Source organism: Micromonospora sp. S-DT3-3-22 (assembly GCF_015354745.1).
Lineage (GTDB): Bacteria > Actinomycetota > Actinomycetes > Mycobacteriales > Micromonosporaceae > Micromonospora > Micromonospora wenchangensis.
The window spans coordinates 1-15123 of record NZ_JACGMO010000155.1 but is presented as its reverse complement, the minus strand read 5'-3'; the positions used below and the strand labels follow the sequence as shown (position 1 = coordinate 15123).

At 73.7% G+C, this 15123-nt stretch carries 14 protein-coding genes and 1 pseudogene; 12 read left to right on the top strand and 3 right to left on the bottom strand.

Annotation, left to right across the window (positions count from 1 at the left end; all coding sequences use genetic code 11):
- Positions 1-625: pseudogene (locus tag H1A17_RS30260) on the top strand (MFS transporter); the annotation flags it as partial.
- Positions 626-634: 9 nt separating this feature from the next.
- Here H1A17_RS30260 and H1A17_RS30255 read toward each other — a convergent pair.
- Positions 635-991: an STAS domain-containing protein gene (locus H1A17_RS30255; RefSeq protein ID WP_088642031.1), complete on the bottom strand. Its 357-nt coding sequence runs from the start codon at positions 989-991 to the stop codon at positions 635-637.
- Between the two features lie 158 nt (positions 992-1149).
- On the opposite strand from H1A17_RS30255, the gene H1A17_RS30250 reads away from it, so the two are divergent.
- From H1A17_RS30250 to H1A17_RS30225, 6 genes are read left to right on the top strand one after another with little or no spacing between them, the layout of a single operon-like run.
- Entirely contained in the window at positions 1150-2010 is an 861-nt protein-coding gene (locus H1A17_RS30250; protein WP_145917397.1) for an STAS domain-containing protein, read from the top strand.
- On the top strand, positions 2010-2426 hold the full coding sequence (locus H1A17_RS30245) for an STAS domain-containing protein (RefSeq protein ID WP_145917398.1): 417 nt from the start codon (positions 2010-2012) through the stop codon (positions 2424-2426). The genes H1A17_RS30250 and H1A17_RS30245 overlap by 1 nt, the downstream gene beginning before the upstream one ends.
- The gene (locus H1A17_RS30240) at positions 2423-2839 is read left to right on the top strand and encodes an anti-sigma regulatory factor (protein ID WP_145917399.1); all 417 of its coding nucleotides are present in this window, start codon (positions 2423-2425) and stop codon (positions 2837-2839) included. The genes H1A17_RS30245 and H1A17_RS30240 overlap by 4 nt, the downstream gene beginning before the upstream one ends.
- A complete protein-coding gene (locus tag H1A17_RS30235) occupies positions 2836-3852 on the top strand; it encodes a SpoIIE family protein phosphatase (protein WP_145917400.1) in 1017 nt (338 codons plus the stop codon). Before H1A17_RS30240 ends, H1A17_RS30235 begins: the two co-directional genes overlap by 4 nt.
- Before the next feature lie 23 nt (positions 3853-3875).
- The gene (locus H1A17_RS30230; RefSeq protein ID WP_145922514.1) at positions 3876-5201 is read left to right on the top strand and encodes a sensor histidine kinase; all 1326 of its coding nucleotides are present in this window, start codon (positions 3876-3878) and stop codon (positions 5199-5201) included.
- Between the two features lies 1 nt (position 5202).
- Complete coding sequence (locus H1A17_RS30225; protein WP_145917401.1) at positions 5203-6741, top strand: SpoIIE family protein phosphatase; 1539 nt, start codon at positions 5203-5205, stop codon at positions 6739-6741.
- An 844-nt stretch (positions 6742-7585) separates the two neighbouring features.
- Here H1A17_RS30225 and H1A17_RS30220 read toward each other — a convergent pair.
- Positions 7586-8431 carry a helix-turn-helix domain-containing protein gene (locus tag H1A17_RS30220; RefSeq protein ID WP_145917402.1) on the bottom strand — a complete coding sequence of 282 codons (846 nt, stop codon included), beginning with the start codon at positions 8429-8431 and terminating at the stop codon, positions 7586-7588.
- A gap of 31 nt (positions 8432-8462) precedes the next feature.
- Between H1A17_RS30220 and H1A17_RS30215 the strand changes: the two genes are divergently transcribed.
- The 4 genes from H1A17_RS30215 to H1A17_RS30200 all read left to right on the top strand — a co-directional run bounded on the left by H1A17_RS30215 (position 8463) and on the right by H1A17_RS30200 (position 11931).
- A complete protein-coding gene (locus H1A17_RS30215) occupies positions 8463-9032 on the top strand; it encodes a TIGR03086 family metal-binding protein (RefSeq protein ID WP_145917403.1) in 570 nt (189 codons plus the stop codon).
- A 132-nt stretch (positions 9033-9164) separates the two neighbouring features.
- Positions 9165-9701 carry a PadR family transcriptional regulator gene (locus H1A17_RS30210; protein WP_145917404.1) on the top strand — a complete coding sequence of 179 codons (537 nt, stop codon included), beginning with the start codon at positions 9165-9167 and terminating at the stop codon, positions 9699-9701.
- Positions 9698-10423 (top strand): ABC transporter ATP-binding protein, encoded by a 726-nt coding sequence (locus H1A17_RS30205; RefSeq protein WP_194823492.1) that lies wholly within the window; start codon positions 9698-9700, stop codon positions 10421-10423. Before H1A17_RS30210 ends, H1A17_RS30205 begins: the two co-directional genes overlap by 4 nt.
- Positions 10420-11931, top strand: coding sequence for an FtsX-like permease family protein (locus H1A17_RS30200; RefSeq protein WP_194823491.1), 1512 nt, complete (start codon positions 10420-10422; stop codon positions 11929-11931). Before H1A17_RS30205 ends, H1A17_RS30200 begins: the two co-directional genes overlap by 4 nt.
- A 101-nt stretch (positions 11932-12032) precedes the next feature.
- Here H1A17_RS30200 and H1A17_RS30195 read toward each other — a convergent pair whose 3' ends face one another.
- Positions 12033-14129 carry a S9 family peptidase gene (locus H1A17_RS30195; protein ID WP_194823490.1) on the bottom strand — a complete coding sequence of 699 codons (2097 nt, stop codon included), beginning with the start codon at positions 14127-14129 and terminating at the stop codon, positions 12033-12035.
- Positions 14130-14203: 74 nt separating this feature from the next.
- Here H1A17_RS30195 and H1A17_RS30190 point away from each other — a divergent pair.
- A partial coding sequence (locus H1A17_RS30190; RefSeq protein WP_228544514.1) for an FAD-binding oxidoreductase occupies positions 14204-15123 on the top strand: 920 nt, incomplete at its 3' end.

The following is a 15123-nucleotide window of genomic DNA, read 5'->3' as shown; positions in this document are numbered from 1 at the left end:
CCGACGGGCCGCGACCCCGACGGCGGTCCCGGCCGCCCGCACCCGGGTCCGGCCGGCCCGCACCCGGCTCGGCTGGGCGATGGCGGTCTACTTCGGCGCGCAGTCGCTCAGCGGGTACGCGGTGATGGGCTGGCTGGCCCAGCTCTTCCGGGACGCCGGCTTCCGGCCGGAGAGCGCCGGCCTGCTGCTTGCCGGGGTCACCGCGCTCGGGGTGCCGGTGGCCCTGCTGATGCCGACGCTGGCCGGCCGGCTCCGCACGCTGCGCCCGCTGGTGTTCGGGCTGACCGCCTTCTCCGCGGCGGCCTACCTGGGGCTGGCGTTCGCGCCCCGGGGCGGGGCGCTGCTCTGGGTGCTGCTGCTCGCCTTCGGTCAGGGCGCGTTCCCGCTGATCCTGACCACCATCGGCCTGCGGGCCCGCACGGCCGACGGCACGGTGGCGCTGTCCGCCTTCGCGCAGAGCACCGGCTACGTGATCGCCGCGCTCGGCCCGCTGCTCGTCGGGGTGCTCTACGAGGCGACCGGCGGATGGACCGCGCCGATGGGCTTCCTGCTCGCCGCCCTCGCCGTGCAGACGACTGCGGGCATGGTGATCGCCCGTCCCCGGTTCATCGAGGACGAGCGCTGAGGAGACCGGTCAGGACGACGCGGGGGTGGGATCACCCGCGACGGCCTGCTCGACCGTCGGATAGGTGTGCAGCACCTCGACCAGTCCGCTGACCTCCAGGATGCGCAGCACGCCGCGCTGCGGGGCGGCCAGTCGGACCACGCCGCCGGCCTCGTCGCAGCTGTTCTTGGCCCGGACGAAGACCGACAACCCGGTCGAGTCGCAGAACGACACCTCGGCCAGGTCGAACACCAGCCGGCTGCGACCCTTGTCGAGCAGGTCGGTGATCTGGTCCTGCAGCTGCGGTGCGGTCGCCATGTCGAGTTCGCCCGCGACCGACACGACGACCACGTCGCCGCGCTGTTCCGTGTGCACCGTCAGGGACATTCAGACCTCCTGTTATCGGTGGAACGGTATCCCACGAACGGGGGGACACGCAGAACGGGAGCGGTTCCGGTGGGAGCGATCATTCCTTTGCCGCGCGGCAACTACCGGGTCTGCCTCCGGTGATAGAGTCCGGCCGGCCCAGCTCACAGGAGGTAACCATGGCGTTGACCGCAGACGGGGGCGACCGGCTCGTCGGGCTGCTGAGTGAGCACGGTGAGCGGGTCGTGCAGCGGTGGACCGAACTCGTCGCCGCCTCGCTGCGCGGTCGGCTGAGCCAGGCCGAGCTGCGCCTCCAGGTGCAGGAACTGCACGCTAGCATGATCAACGCGGGCGGCGCGGGCCTGGCCGACCTCCAGACGCCCGCGGCGGGCGAGCTGCGCGCGGTGCTCGCCGACCTGTCCCGCAGCCGGGCCCGGCAGAGCTTCACCGCCACCGAGACCGCGATCAGCATCTACGCCCTCAAGGACGTCCTGGTCGAGCTGGCCGAGACCGACGGCGTCGAGCTGTCGCTGCGGGATATCCTCGACGTCACCGGCCTGGTCGACCGGATGGGGCTGCTCACCTTCGAGACCTACGTGCAGACCCGCGAGGGGCTGATCGCCGACCAGGCCGAACAGCTGCTCGAACTCTCCACCCCGGTGGTGAAGATCTGGGACGGCGTGGTCGCCGTGCCGCTGGTCGGCACCCTCGACTCGGCGCGCGCCCAGGTGGTGATGGAACGGCTGCTCCAGACCCTGGTCGACACCGGCTCGCCGTACGCGATCATCGACATCACCGGTGTGCCGGCGGTCGACACCCAGGTCGCCCAGCACATCCTCAAGACGGTGGTGGCCGCCCGGCTGATGGGTGCCGACTGCATCATCTCCGGCATCCGCCCGCAGATCGCGCAGACCATCGTCGCGCTCGGCATCGAGTTCGGCGACATCGCCACCAAGGCGAGCCTGGCCGACGCCCTGCGGCACGTGCTGCGCCTCACCGGCGTCGAGACGTCCCGCCGCCACCCACGCCGGGAGGTGTGATGGAACGGGTGCCGATCCTGAAGATCGGCGACATCCTGCTGGTCTCCATCCAGATCGACATGTCCGACCAGACGGCGGTCACCCTCCAGGACGACCTGGCGGAGCGGATCGTGGCGACCGGCTGCCACGGCGTCATCATCGACATCACCGCGCTGGACATCGTCGACTCGTTCGTCGGCCGGATGCTCTCCACCATCGCCTCGATCTCCAAGGTGCTCGACGCCGAGACGGTGGTCGTCGGGATGCGTCCCGCGGTCGCCATCACCCTCGTCGAGCTGGGCCTGTCGCTCAACGGCATCCGTACCGCGCTGAACGTGGAACGGGGCATGGAGCTGATCGCGGCGACCCGTGACGACGGCCCCGGGTACGACGACCCCGAGGACGTCGAGTCCGGGACGGCGGCGACATCGCCATGACCGCGGGAGTCGACCTGGGCCCGAAGACCCAGGCGATCGGCAGCGACGAGGACGTCGTCCGGGTCCGTCAGCTGGTGCGTACCGTGGCGGTGGCGGCCAAGCTCTCCCTCGTCGACCAGACGAAACTGGTCACCGCCGCGAGTGAGCTGGCCCGCAACACCCTGATCTACGGTGGCGGCGGCACCGCCGAGGTGAGCGTCGTCGAGGACGGCCGGCGACGCGGGGTGCGGATCGTCTTCGCCGACTCCGGGCCGGGCATCGCCGACCTGAACCTCGCCCTCACCGACGGTTACACCACCGGTGGCGGTCTCGGCCTCGGTCTCAGCGGCTCCCGCCGGCTGGTCGACGACTTCGACATCCAGACCGCCCCCGGCGAGGGCACCCGGATCACCGTGACCAAGTGGTCCCGATGAACCACGAGGTGGTCCCGGACGCGGGCCACTGGTACCGGGTGGAGAGCGGCAGCGCCGCCAGCACCGTACGCCGCGCGGCGGAACGCCTCGGCGGGCAGCTCGGCCTCGGCGGCAACCGGCTCGCCGAACTGGCCATCGTCGCCGCCGAACTGACCAGCAACCTGGTCAAGCACGCCCAGGAGGGCGTCCTGCTGCTGCGGCCGGTGCGTACCGCCGACGCCGCCGGGGTGGAACTGGTCGCCGTCGACTCCGGCCCCGGCATGGCCGACCTCACCGTGTCCTCCCGCGACGGCCACTCCACCACCGGCACGCTGGGCATCGGCCTCGGTGCCATCACCCGGCAGGCCAGCTGGTACGACGCCTGGTCCCGGCCGGGGCGCGGCACCGTCTTCGCGGTGCAGGTGTGGGCGAAGGAGGTACGGGTCACCCCGACCTGGGCGGCGGGGTTGACCCGGCCGATCACCGGCGAGCAGGTCAGCGGCGACAGCCACGCGGTGCGTACCGGGGACGGCCGGCACCAGGTGCTCGTCTGCGACGGGCTGGGGCACGGGCCGCTGGCCAACGTCGCCGCCGAGGCGGCCGTGGCCGCCTTCCGGGCCGCGCCGGACGGGCCGCCCGCCGTCGTGGTGACGCACCTGCACCGGGCGATGTCGCACACCCGAGGGGCCGCGTTGGCGGTGGCGGAGCTGGACCCGGCGGCGGGTCTGCTGCGCTACGCCGGCCTGGGTAACGTCACCGGGACCGTGCTGGCCCCCGACGGCACCCGGCGGGGGCTGGTCTCGCTGCCCGGCATCGCCGGCCACCAGCGTCCGACGGTACGCGGGTACGACTACCCGTTCCCGGCCGGTGCGACCCTGGTCATGCAGAGTGACGGCGTGGTGGACCGGTGGCGCTCCGAGGACTATCCGGGGCTGTTCGGGCGGGCGCCGGTCGTCGTCGCGGCGACCCTGCTGCGCGACGCCGGGGTGCGCCGGGACGACGCCTGCGTGCTGGTCGCGAGAACGCCGTCGTGACCGCCCGCGAACCCCTGCTGCGGATGGCGTTGCGGGTGGAACAGGACATCTTCGGCGTACGCCAGCGGGGCCGGGAGGTCGCGGCCGCGATCGGGCTGGAGCACCAGGACCAGGTCCGGTTCGCCACCGCCCTCAGCGAGGTGGCCCGGGACCTGCTGCGCGCGGTGGACGGCGCGGACGTCACGTTCTCCTGTCTGACGGAGCCGGACGGCCGGCGGCTGCTCAGCGTCGACCTCGCCCCGCTGCGCCCGTTGCCCGGCAACCGGTACGAGCCGCAGTCCGGCGCGGTGGCGCGGTTGGTGGACACCCTGGGGCTGGCGGACGCGCAGGGAGATACCGTCGTGAGGATGTCCCGACGTGTCCCGCCCACCGCTGCGGCGCTGACTCCGCAGCGCCTGGCGGAGCTGCGCGCCGAACTGGGTGCCAGCGCGCCGGCCAGCGCCCTGGACGAGTTGGCGACCCAGAACGGGCAGCTCATCGCCGCTCTCGACGAGGTACGCCGCCAGCGCGACGAGCTGGCCGTGCTGAACGCCGAGCTGGAGGAGACCAACCGGGGTGTGATGGCGCTCTACACCCAGCTCTCCGAGGAGCTGGAGGAGACCAACCGGGGCGTGGTGGCGCTCTACGCCGAGTTGGACGAGAAGTCGGCCCAGCTGCGTGCGGCGAGCGAGTCGAAGAGCCGGTTCCTGGCCAACGTCAGCCACGAGCTGCGAGCCCCGGTGACCGCGATCATCGGGCTGGGGCGGTTGCTGACCGACTCGGCGTCGGACCCGCTCACCGTCGAGCAGGCCCAGCAGGTCGAGCTGATCCGGTCCTCGGCCGCCGACCTGCTCTCCCTGGTCAACGACCTGCTCGACCTGGCCAAGGCGGAGGCGGGCCGGATCGAGCCGGAGTGGGCGCAGGTCGACCTGCGGGCGGTCTTCGGGCAGTTGCGCGGGACGCTGCGCGCGCTCACCCTGCGTTCCGAGGTGGAGCTGGTGGTGGAGGAGCCGCCCCCGGGCACCGTGCTCCGCTCGGACGAGGTGCTGCTGGCCCAGGTGCTGCGCAACCTGCTGCACAACGCGGTGAAGTTCACCGACCGGGGCGAGGTGCGGATGCGCGCCGAAGGTGTCGACGACCGGGTCCGCGTCTGCGTCTCGGACACCGGGCCGGGCATCCCCGCCGAGCTGCACGAACGGGTCTTCGAGGAGTTCTACCAGGTGCCCGGGACCAGCCGGCGCAGCGGCACCGGCCTCGGCCTGCCGTACGCGCGGCGGTTGGTGACGCTGCTCGGTGGCACCCTGGAACTGGTCAGCGAGCCGGGCCGGGGCAGCAGCTTCACGGTGGACCTGCCCGTGGCGGGAGTGTGAGGTGGCCGGTGCCCCGGCGACGATCCTGGTGGTCGACGACAGTCCCACCAAGCGCTACCTGCTGGTGAGTTGGCTGACCCGGGCGGGTTTCACCGTGCGGGAGGCGGAGAACGGCACCGAGGCGCTGGCCCGGGTCGGCGTGGACCCGATCGACCTGGTGGTCCTCGACGTCCGGCTGCCGGATCTGAGCGGCTTCGAGGTCTGCGAGCGGATCAAGGCGGACCATCCGGCGATCCCGGTGATCCACGTGTCCGCGCACGCGGTCGACGTGGTGGACCGGACCCAGGGGTTGACCCGGGGCGCGGACGCGTACCTGGCCGAGCCGATCGAGCCGGAGGAACTGGTCGCCACCGCGCACGCGGTGCTGCGCTACTACCAGGCGCGGCAGCGGGCGGAGCTGCTCGCCGAGCGGCTCACCGGGCTGGCCGACACCACCGTGGCGGTGCACGCCGCGTCCACCTTCGCCCGCCTGTTGCTGGAAGCGGCGGCCGGTGCGGCGCAGATCTTCCGCAGTCCGGCGGCGGTGGTCGCGGAGACCTTCGACGGGGAGTGCCTGGCCGGGGTCGCCGCCGGTCCGGGCGCGGAACCGGAGGTCGTGCCGTGGGTGGTCGACGACACGGGTGTGCCGACCGGGGCGACCGTGCGGGTGGACGCCCCCGACGGATGGGGGCTGGTGGGCTGGCCGGCTGACGACACGGTGACCGTGGCCGCCGCCAAGCTGCGGGAGGACCGCGCCCCGCTGTACGTGGTGGTGCCCACCGCCACCCAGACCGCCCGCACGCCGGTGCTGGTGCAGCTCGCCCAGGCGGTCGCCTCGGCGGTGGAGGCGCAGCGCTCCTACGACGAGGAGCACCGGATCGCGGTCACCCTCCAGCGGAGCCTGCTGCCCCGGCGGCTGCCCGAGGTGGCCGGCCTCGACCTGGCGGTGCGGTACGAGCCGGCCAGCGCGCAGACCGAGGTGGGCGGGGACTTCTACGAGCTGGTGATGCTCGACGGGCACCTGCTGGTGGCGATCGGCGACGTCGCGGGCCACTCGCTGCACGCGGCGACGGTGATGGCCGAGCTGCGGCACGCGATGCGGGCGTACGCGGTGGAGGGGCACCAGCCGGGGGTGATCGTGGACCGGCTCAACGTGCTGATGCGTACGTTGCTGCGCAACGAACTGGCGACCCTGTGCATCCTGCTGCTGCATCCGTCGACGGGTCGGATCAGGCTGGCCAGCGCCGGGCACCTGCCGGCGTTGGTGACGGTGGACGGCCGGGTGGAGTTCGTCCAGCAGTCGGCCCCGCTGCTCGGGGTACGCGCGGACCGCCCGGAGGACCTGGAGTTCACCCTGCCGGCCGGGGCGACGCTGGTGCTCTACACCGACGGGCTGATCGAACGCCGGGACACCACCATCGACGACGGCCTGGCCGCGCTGGCGTCCTGCGCGACGGTGGTCGACGACGACCTGGACGGCTTCTGCCAGCGGCTGCTGGTGGAACTGGCCCCGCCGGAGATCCACGACGACGTCGCGGTGGTGGCGGTCCGCCGCCGCTGAGCTGCTCCGGCTGCTGTTCAGCATCTGCCCTGCGGTACGGAGGGGATGTCCCTCGTGCGTCGGGATCACACCCGACGGGGCCCGAGTGGACTGCCCGCCGGCTTGGTCGGGCTCAGCCGGCTCGGTCGGGCTCAGCCGGGCCAGCCGGGATTCGGGCGGTCTCCAGCCAGGCTCGGGCGGCCCTGAGCCGTTGTTCTGATTACTGAGGGTATTTAGGCGGGGAGAAGCTCCCGATGTCGCTCACCGTAACCATGCTCCCATCCACCATCAACCCCCTCTCCCTCCTTTGCTCTGCTGCCCTATTCGCACCAGTGCCTTGAGCTGCAACTCCAGAAATCGTCGGAAAGCACGCCGCTTCCACTATCGGGCACGGTGAGTAGCTGTCGCCTGGATGGCAGCAGAGCAAAGGATGCGGGTGAGTGGAGGGGTGGCGGTGGCTGTCGTTACTCACCGTCGTCGGTGAGGTGGGCTGGTTGCTGCTGGATCTCACCGGGAGATCCGCGATGCGTCCAGCCTGCGGTGTTCCTGTGGCTCCTCGGGTGTCCGGGGGTGCCGCACCACCCGGTGAGGGTGGGCAGGGCACCCGCTTGACCTGGCAGTCGGGCTGGGCTGGCGGAGTGGTGCGGTGCGGTGATCGTGCGGGAGGCGGTGACCGGCGGCGCGCAGAGGATTGTGGAGAGTTCTTGCGGCTATGACGACAACAACTCTGCACAAACCCCGCCGAGCATCGGCGCGGCTGCCAGACGGCCCGTTCGGTGGGGGCGTCAGTCGACCTGCCGGCGGGCTGAGCGGGCGGGGTGAACGGCGGGCGGGGCCGACGGGGTGAACGGCGGGCGGGTGAGGATCAGTGCAGGGAGCGGGCGTAGCCGGTGGGGGTGCGGCCGGTGACGGCGGCGAAGTCGCGGGCCAGGTGGGCCTGGTCGCTGTAGCCGAGGTCGGCGGCGAGGGCGGCCCAGTCGGGCAGCCCGGTGACGACCTGTTCGATCGCCTCCAGCAGGCGGTACCGACGGATCACCCACTTGGGGCCGACGCCGACATGGTCCAGGAAGAGCCGCTGCAACCGCCGGACGGAGAGGTCGTGTCGACGGGCGAGGTCGTCCACCCGCAGCACACTCCGGTCGGTGCGGATCGTCTCGGCCAGGGCGATCGCCTCGACCGTCGCCGGGTCGGGCTGCGGCGCCCAGGCGAGCAGGAAGGCGTCCAGCGCCCGGCGGCGCTCGTCGTCCGTACCCCCGCAGCGGGGTGACGCCACGGCGGACCCGGTGGCGTGAGGAGCGGTCGGGTCGGCGGACCGGGTGGCGCGGGCGGCGGTCGGATCGGAGTCGAGCGGGACGTGCCGGTCGGTGAGTTCGGCGACCGGGCGACGCCAGAACGGGCGGAAGCCGCCGGGACGGAACTGGATGCCGCTGACCGTTCCGGTGCCGGTCAGGGTGACCGAGAACAGCCGCCGGCCGACCCCGGCCACCTCGGCGGTCTCCGGGCCGCCGGCATCCTGCCGGAAGACCACGTTGACCGCCGGGTGCGGCACCACCTGCTGGGTGAACGGCGCGGTCAGCGCCCAGTCGACCAGCCAGTAGTGCTCCACCCACGGGCGCAGCGACGGGTCCGGCAGGTGCCGCCGGAACCGCAGCTCCCGGCGGAGCCGGGCCGGATCGAGGATGCCCCGGTCGTCCCCGCGTGGCTGTCGCATTCGTTCAAGACCACCTTCATACGCTGGCCGTATGCCAACGAAGACTAGTGAGCTGCTGGCCGCCGCCGCCCCACGGACCGTGGCGTTGGTCCGGGCGATCGGCGACGACCAGCTCGACCTGCCCACCCCGTGCGCGGACTACACCGTCCGGGGGCTGCTCAACCACGTGTACGACGTGGCGGTCAACTTTCAGCGGTTGGCCGCCGGGCAGGAGGCGGACTGGTCGGTGAAGACCGATCATGCGGCCGAGCCCGGATGGCGGGACCGGTTCGCGGCCGAGGTGGCGCAGCTCGTCGTGGCCTGGGACGACCCGGCCAGCGAGCAGGGGGTCGTGCCGGGGACGGGGCTGTCCCGGTCGACGGTCGGCCTGATGGGGGTGGCGGACCTGGTGGTGCACGGCTGGGACCTGGCGCGGGCGACGGGCCGGCCGTACCAGCCGGCGCGGGAGAGCATCGCGGCCCTGCACGGCTTCATGGACGAGATGGGGCCGATGGGCCGGCAGATGGGCGCGTTCGGCGCGGAGGTGCCGGTCGACGCCGACCGGACGGAGCTGGACCGGCTGCTCGGTCGTACCGGCCGCGACCCGGCCTGGAGCAGCTGACCAGCGCCGGGCCCGCCCCGCCGCCAGGTGGACCAGCTGGGCCGGGCCGCCCGCCGAACCGCTCGACCGCGCCCCGGTCGGATCGACCGAGCTGCTTGACATCAACTATTCACCGGATGAATAGTTGGCCGGGTGTCCACGTCGCACGTGCTGCTCGGGTTGCTGGCTGCCGGCAACCGGCACGGCTACGAGCTGAAGCGGGCCCACGACACCCGGCTGCCCCGGGCCAAGCCGCTCGCCTTCGGGCAGGTCTACGCCACCCTGGGCCGCCTGCAACGGGACGGCCTGGTGGTCACCGCCGGTCAGGAACGCGAGGCCGGCCCCGACCGGACCGCCTACGCGCTCACCGACCAGGGCCGGGCCGCGCTCGACGGCTGGCTCGCCGCCGTCGAGCCACCCATGCCGTATGTGACCAGTGCGCTGTTCACCAAGGTCGCGGTGGCGTTGCTGGTCGCCGACCTGAACGCGGCCCGGTCCTACCTGATCGCCCAGGCGCGGGCACACACCGACCGGCTGCGCGAACTCACCGCCGTCAAGACGGCACCCTCGACCACCCTCGATGACGTCGTCGCCGTCGACTACGCCGTCGCTCATCTCGACGCCGACCTGAGGTGGCTGCGCACCACCCTGGCCCGCGTCGCCGACTGGCACCGGGAGGTGCACCCGTGAGCGGACTCCAGGCACACGGCGTGGTCCGGTCGTACGGCCCGACACCGGCCCTGCGCGGCGTCAGCCTCGACGTCGCCGAAGGGGAGATCGTCGCCGTGACCGGGCCCAGCGGCTGCGGCAAGTCCACCCTGCTGCACTGCCTCGCCGGCATCCTGCGCCCGGACGAGGGTGCGGTGCACTGGCGGGGGGAGCGGATCGACACCTGGCCCGAGGCGGCGCGGTCCCGGCTGCGCCGTACCGAGTTCGGGGTGTTGTTCCAGTTCGGTCAGCTCGTCGCCGAGCTGACCGCGGTGGAGAACGTCGCCCTGCCCCTGCTCCTCGCCGGCTCGGGGCGGCGAGGAGCAGGGCAGGCGGCGCGCGAATGGCTGGACCGGCTCGGTGTCGCGCACCTCGCCGACGTCCGCCCCGGCGCGATGTCCGGCGGGCAGCAGCAGCGCTGCGCCATGGCCCGCGCCCTGGTCACCGGGCCCCGGGTGCTCTTCGCCGACGAGCCGACCGGTGCCCTCGACACGCTCAGCGGCGAGGAGGTCCTCACCCAGCTCGTCCGGTTCGCCCGCGAGCAGGGCACCACCGTCGTCCTGGTCACCCACGAACCCCGGATCGCCGCGTACGCCGACCGGGAGGTGATGCTCCGCGACGGCGTGGTCGACCCGACCGGCCTCGGCCTGGACGAACCCCTCGTCCCGGTCCCGGCGGCGGCTCCCGGCGCGGACCCCCGGTGAGGCCGGACGTCGCGCTGCGGCTCGCCCTGGCCGGCAACCGCACCGACACCGCCCGGGTCGTCCTCACCGCGCTCAGCGCCGCCCTGGCCAGCCTCGCCGGGCTGGCCGCCCTCACCGTGCTGGCCATCCCGACCCCACCCGGCGGGCGGGGCGGCAACAACTCCGAGCAGTACACCAACGCGCTGCTCCGCGAGCCCGGTCTGCGGGGCGGGACGGCGGTCGCGCTGCTGCTGCTCGCCGTTCCGGTGCTCGCCCTGGCCGGGCAGTGCGTCCGGCTCGGCGCGCCGGCCCGGGATCGTCGACTCGCCGCGTTCCGGCTGGCCGGGGCCACCCCCGGGCAGGTGACCGGGCTGGTCGCGGTGGAGGCCGGGCTGGCCAGCCTGCTCGGCACCCTCGTCGGGCTGGTGGCCTACCTGGTCGGCCGGGTGCTGCTGCACCGGCCCGACGCCCGGGGACTGCTGCCCCTGCCCACCGACGTGCTGCCGTCGCCGCTGGCGATCGGGGCGGTGGTGCTCGGCCTGCCGGTGCTGGCGGGGCTGGTCGGCGTGGTCCTGCTGCGCCGGGTCACCGCGACCCCGTTCGGCGTGGTCCGGCGGATGCGTCGGGAACGCGCCCCGGGGTCGTGGGCCGGGCTGCTGATCCTGGCCGGGTTGGCCGCGTACAGCCTGCTCGTCCCGATCGGCCAGTGGTACGCCGACCGCGGTCAGCACCCCCCGGCGCTGCTCAGGCCGGCGCTGACGCTGGGCGGCGGGCTGGCCGCGCTGGTCGGGGTGGTGGCGGGCACCGGCTGGCTGTCGTACATGGCCGGGCGGCTGCTGCACCGGCACGGTCGCGGGCCGGCAGCGCTGCTGGCCTCCCGCCGGTTGACCGCCGACCCGTGGGCCGGCAGCCGTACCCTGGCCGCCCTGCTGGCGGCGGTGATCGTGGGTGCGGGCGCGGCCGAGGTCCGGTCGTCCATGACCGCCGACATGGCGGCGAACCGGGCCGGCGGCCAGAGCTTCGCCGCCGATGACGACTTCTACCTCAACACCATGGACCTGGTCGACCGGGCTGTCTACCTGGCCATCGCGCTCGCCGCCGGGGGCCTGATCGTCGCCCTGGTCGAGGGGATCGTCGCCCGCCGCCGGACGTACGCGGCACTGGTCGCGTCGGGGGTCCCCCGCGGCGTCATCGGCCGGTCGGTGGCCTGGCAGGCCCTGGCTCCGGCGGTGCCGGCCATCGCGCTGGCGCTCGCCGCCGGCCTGCTGCTCACCTGGGGCGTCGCGGGCCGCCAGCGCACCTACGAGGGGCACTCCCTCCAGGTGTGCACCGGTGATCGGGTCCGCTGCGCCGACCCGGCGGCGCTGCGCACGGTGTGGGTGCCCGAGACCGTGGTGACACCCGAGCTGCCGTGGGCGCAGCTCGCCTGGGTCGGTGCGGGTGCCCTGGCCGCCGTGCTGGTCACGGTCGGTGTCGGCCTGCTCTTCCTGCGGATGAGCACCGCCGTCGAGGAACTCCGTGCCGGCTGACCGCGATCAGCCGGCGCGGAGCGGCAACCGCCCGCCGGCCCCCGGCCGGCCCGGGGGCCGGCGTGGGTTGGCCCGGCGGTGGCGGGGGCCGGCGGTGGCGGTCAGGCCCGGCCCAGCCGGTCGAGGATCCAGGCGTTGACGAACGCCTCCTCGCGCCAGGCGTCGTACCGGCCGCTGGGGCCGCCGTGGCCGGCGCCCATCTCGGTCTTGAGCAGGTAGTCGCCCTGTGGGGCCACCGCCCGCAGCCGGGCGATCCACTTGGCCGGCTCGTGGTAGAGCACCCGGGTGTCGTTGAGGCTGGTCACCGCCAGGATCGCCGGATAGTCCACGGGCGCGACGTTCTCGTACGGGGTGTACGACTTCATGTACGCGTACACCTCCGGGTCGGCGAGCGGGTTGCCCCACTCCTCCCACTCGGTGACCGTCAACGGCAGCGACGGGTCGAGGATCGAGGTGAGCGCGTCCACGAACGGCACCTGCGCGACGATCCCGGTGAACGCGTCGGGGGCGAGGTTGGCCACCGCCCCCATCAGCAGGCCCCCGGCCGAGGCGCCCCGGGCGACCAGCCGGTCGGCCGCCGTCCAGCCGGACTTGACCAGGTGCCGGGCGCAGGCGACGAAGTCGGTGAAGGTGTTCTTCTTGGCCAGCAGCTTGCCCTCGTCGTACCAGCGGCGGCCCAGTTCACCACCGCCCCGGATGTGCGCCACGGCGAACACCACGCCCCGGTCGAGCAGGCTGAGCCGGGCAACCGAGAACCACGGGTCCATGCTGGCCTCGTACGAGCCGTACCCGTAGATCACGGCGGGGGCGGAGCCGTCGCGCGGGGTGTCCCGGCGGCAGACCAGCGAGATCGGCACCCGGGTGCCGTCGTCGGCGAGCGCCCACTCGCGGTGCTGCTCGTAGTCGTCCGGGTCGTACGCGCGACCGTCCGGCCCGGGGAGCACCGGCTTGCGGCGGCGCAGCGTCAACTCCCGGGTGACCAGGTCGTAGTCGTAGACCGAGTCGGGGGTGACCAGCGAGGTGTAGCGGAAGCGGAGCTGCCGGGTGCGGTATTCCGGGTTGGCGTCCAGGCCGACACTGTGGATCGGCTCGGGGAACTCGATGTCGTGGGCGTCGCCGCCGCCGACGGGGAGCACCCGCAGCCCGGTCAGCCCGTTGCTGCGCAGCGAGACGACCAGGTGGTCGGCGAACGCGTCGACCGACTCCAGCCGGGTGCCGGGGCTGTGCGGGATCAGCGGCACCCAGTCGCCGGGCGCGTCCGCCGAGGTGTACGCCAGCGCGAAGTCCTCCGCGCCGTCGTTGTGCAGGATCAGGAAGCGGTGGCCGTGGTGCTCGACGCTGTATTCGACGCCCTGCCGGCGCGGGGCGATCACCGCCGGCTCACCCGTCGGGTTGTCGGCCGGGATGACCCGCACCTCGCTGGTGACCTTGCTGGTGCTGTCGATCAGCACGAACCGCTCGGAGCGGGTCAGCTCGACGCCCACCCAGAACCGCTCGTCCTCCTCGGCGTGCACCACCACGTCCTCGCCCGACGGGGTGCCGACGGTGTGCCGCCACACCCGGTCCGGCCGCCACGCCTCGTCGACGGTGATGTAGAACAGCACGCTGGCGTCGGCCGACCAGGCGGTGCCGTAGAAGGTGTCGGGCACCTCGTCGCCGAGCAGCTCACCGGTGCTCAGGTCCTTGATCCGCAGGGTGAAGCGCTCGTCGCCGGAGAAGTCCGTCGAGTAGGCCAGCCAGCGTCCGTCGGGGCTGACGTCGAACGCGCCGAGGGAGAAGAAGTCGTGCCCTTCGGCGAGTTGGTTGCCGTCGAGCAGCACCTCCTCGCCGTCGAGCGGGGCGCCGTCCGCGCTGACCGGCGGGTCGGTCTCGCCGTCGTGGACGGGGCGGCGGCAGTGCACGCCGTACTGCTGGCCCTCGACGGTGCGGGTGTAGTACCAGTGGCCGCCCTTGCGGGTGGGCACCGACAGGTCGGTCTCCTGGGTGCGCTGCCGGGTCTCGGCGAACAGCGTGCCGCGTAACGCTTCCAGGTGCGCGGTGCGCTGCTCCGTGTAGGCGTTCTCGGCGGTGAGGTGGGCGATGGTCGCCGGGTCGTCCTTGGCGGCGAGCCAGGCGTACTCGTCGACGACGGTGTCGCCGTGGTGGGTGCGCTCCGCGCGGACCTGTCGGGCGACGGGCGGGGTGGTCTCGGTGGTCACGGCGTCACGTTACCGGCCCGTCGCGCTCCGCCGCGCGGTCGAACCGCCGCGCGGAGTTTTAGAACATGTGTACGATGACTGCCATGTCGACGCCAGCGGGTTCGATCGGTGCAACGGAGATCACCCGGCGGTTGGCCGGGATCTGCGGTCCCTCCTTCGCCCGGTTCGCCGGTGCGGCCGACGAGGTCGCCGGCCGGCTCGCCCGGTGGGTGGCCGTCCCCGGTGGGCCCCGGGCGGCGGCCGAGGTGCTGCGGCTCGCCGCCCGGCACGATCTGTCGGTGGTCCCCCGGGGCGCCGGCACGAAGATCGACTGGGGCGCGGCGCCGGCCCGGGTCGACATCATGCTCGACACCGGCCGGCTCGCCGGGGTCGGCCACCGGCCGGCGGCCTCCCCGGTGGTCGAGGTGGGCGCCGGCACCCCGCTGCGGGCGGTGCAGGCCACGCTGGAACGCTCCGGCCGCCGACTGGCCCTCGACCCGCCGTCACCCGGGGCCACCCTCGGCGGGGTGCTCGCCGCCGACGAGTCAGGCCCGTTGCGGCACCGGCACGGCACCGCCTGCGAGCAGCTCGTCGGCCTGCGCTGGTTGGACGCCGACGGCGAGCTGGTCAGCGCCGGGCGCAGCGCGGCCGAGCTGGCCGGCGCGGCCCCACCGGTCGGTCTCGACCTGGGCCGGTTGCTCTGCGGCTCGCAGGGCGGGCTGGGCGTGCTGGTCTCGGCGACGCTGCGCGCGCACGCCCTGCCGCCGAGCCGGGTCTGGGTGACCCGGCCGGTGTGGAGTCCGTTGGAGGTGCACGACCTGGTCCGGGCGGTGCTCGCGGCCGACCTCGATCCGGCGGCCGTCGAGCTGGACCTGCCGGCCGCCGGGTCACCGCCACGCCCGGCGGTCGCCCCGGCGGCGGGCGCGACGTCGGGGCCGGGCGGTCGCCCGATGTCGGCCGCCGAGGCGTCGGCCCGCGCCAACCATCCCGCGATGGCCGGCCGCCGGGCCGCCCC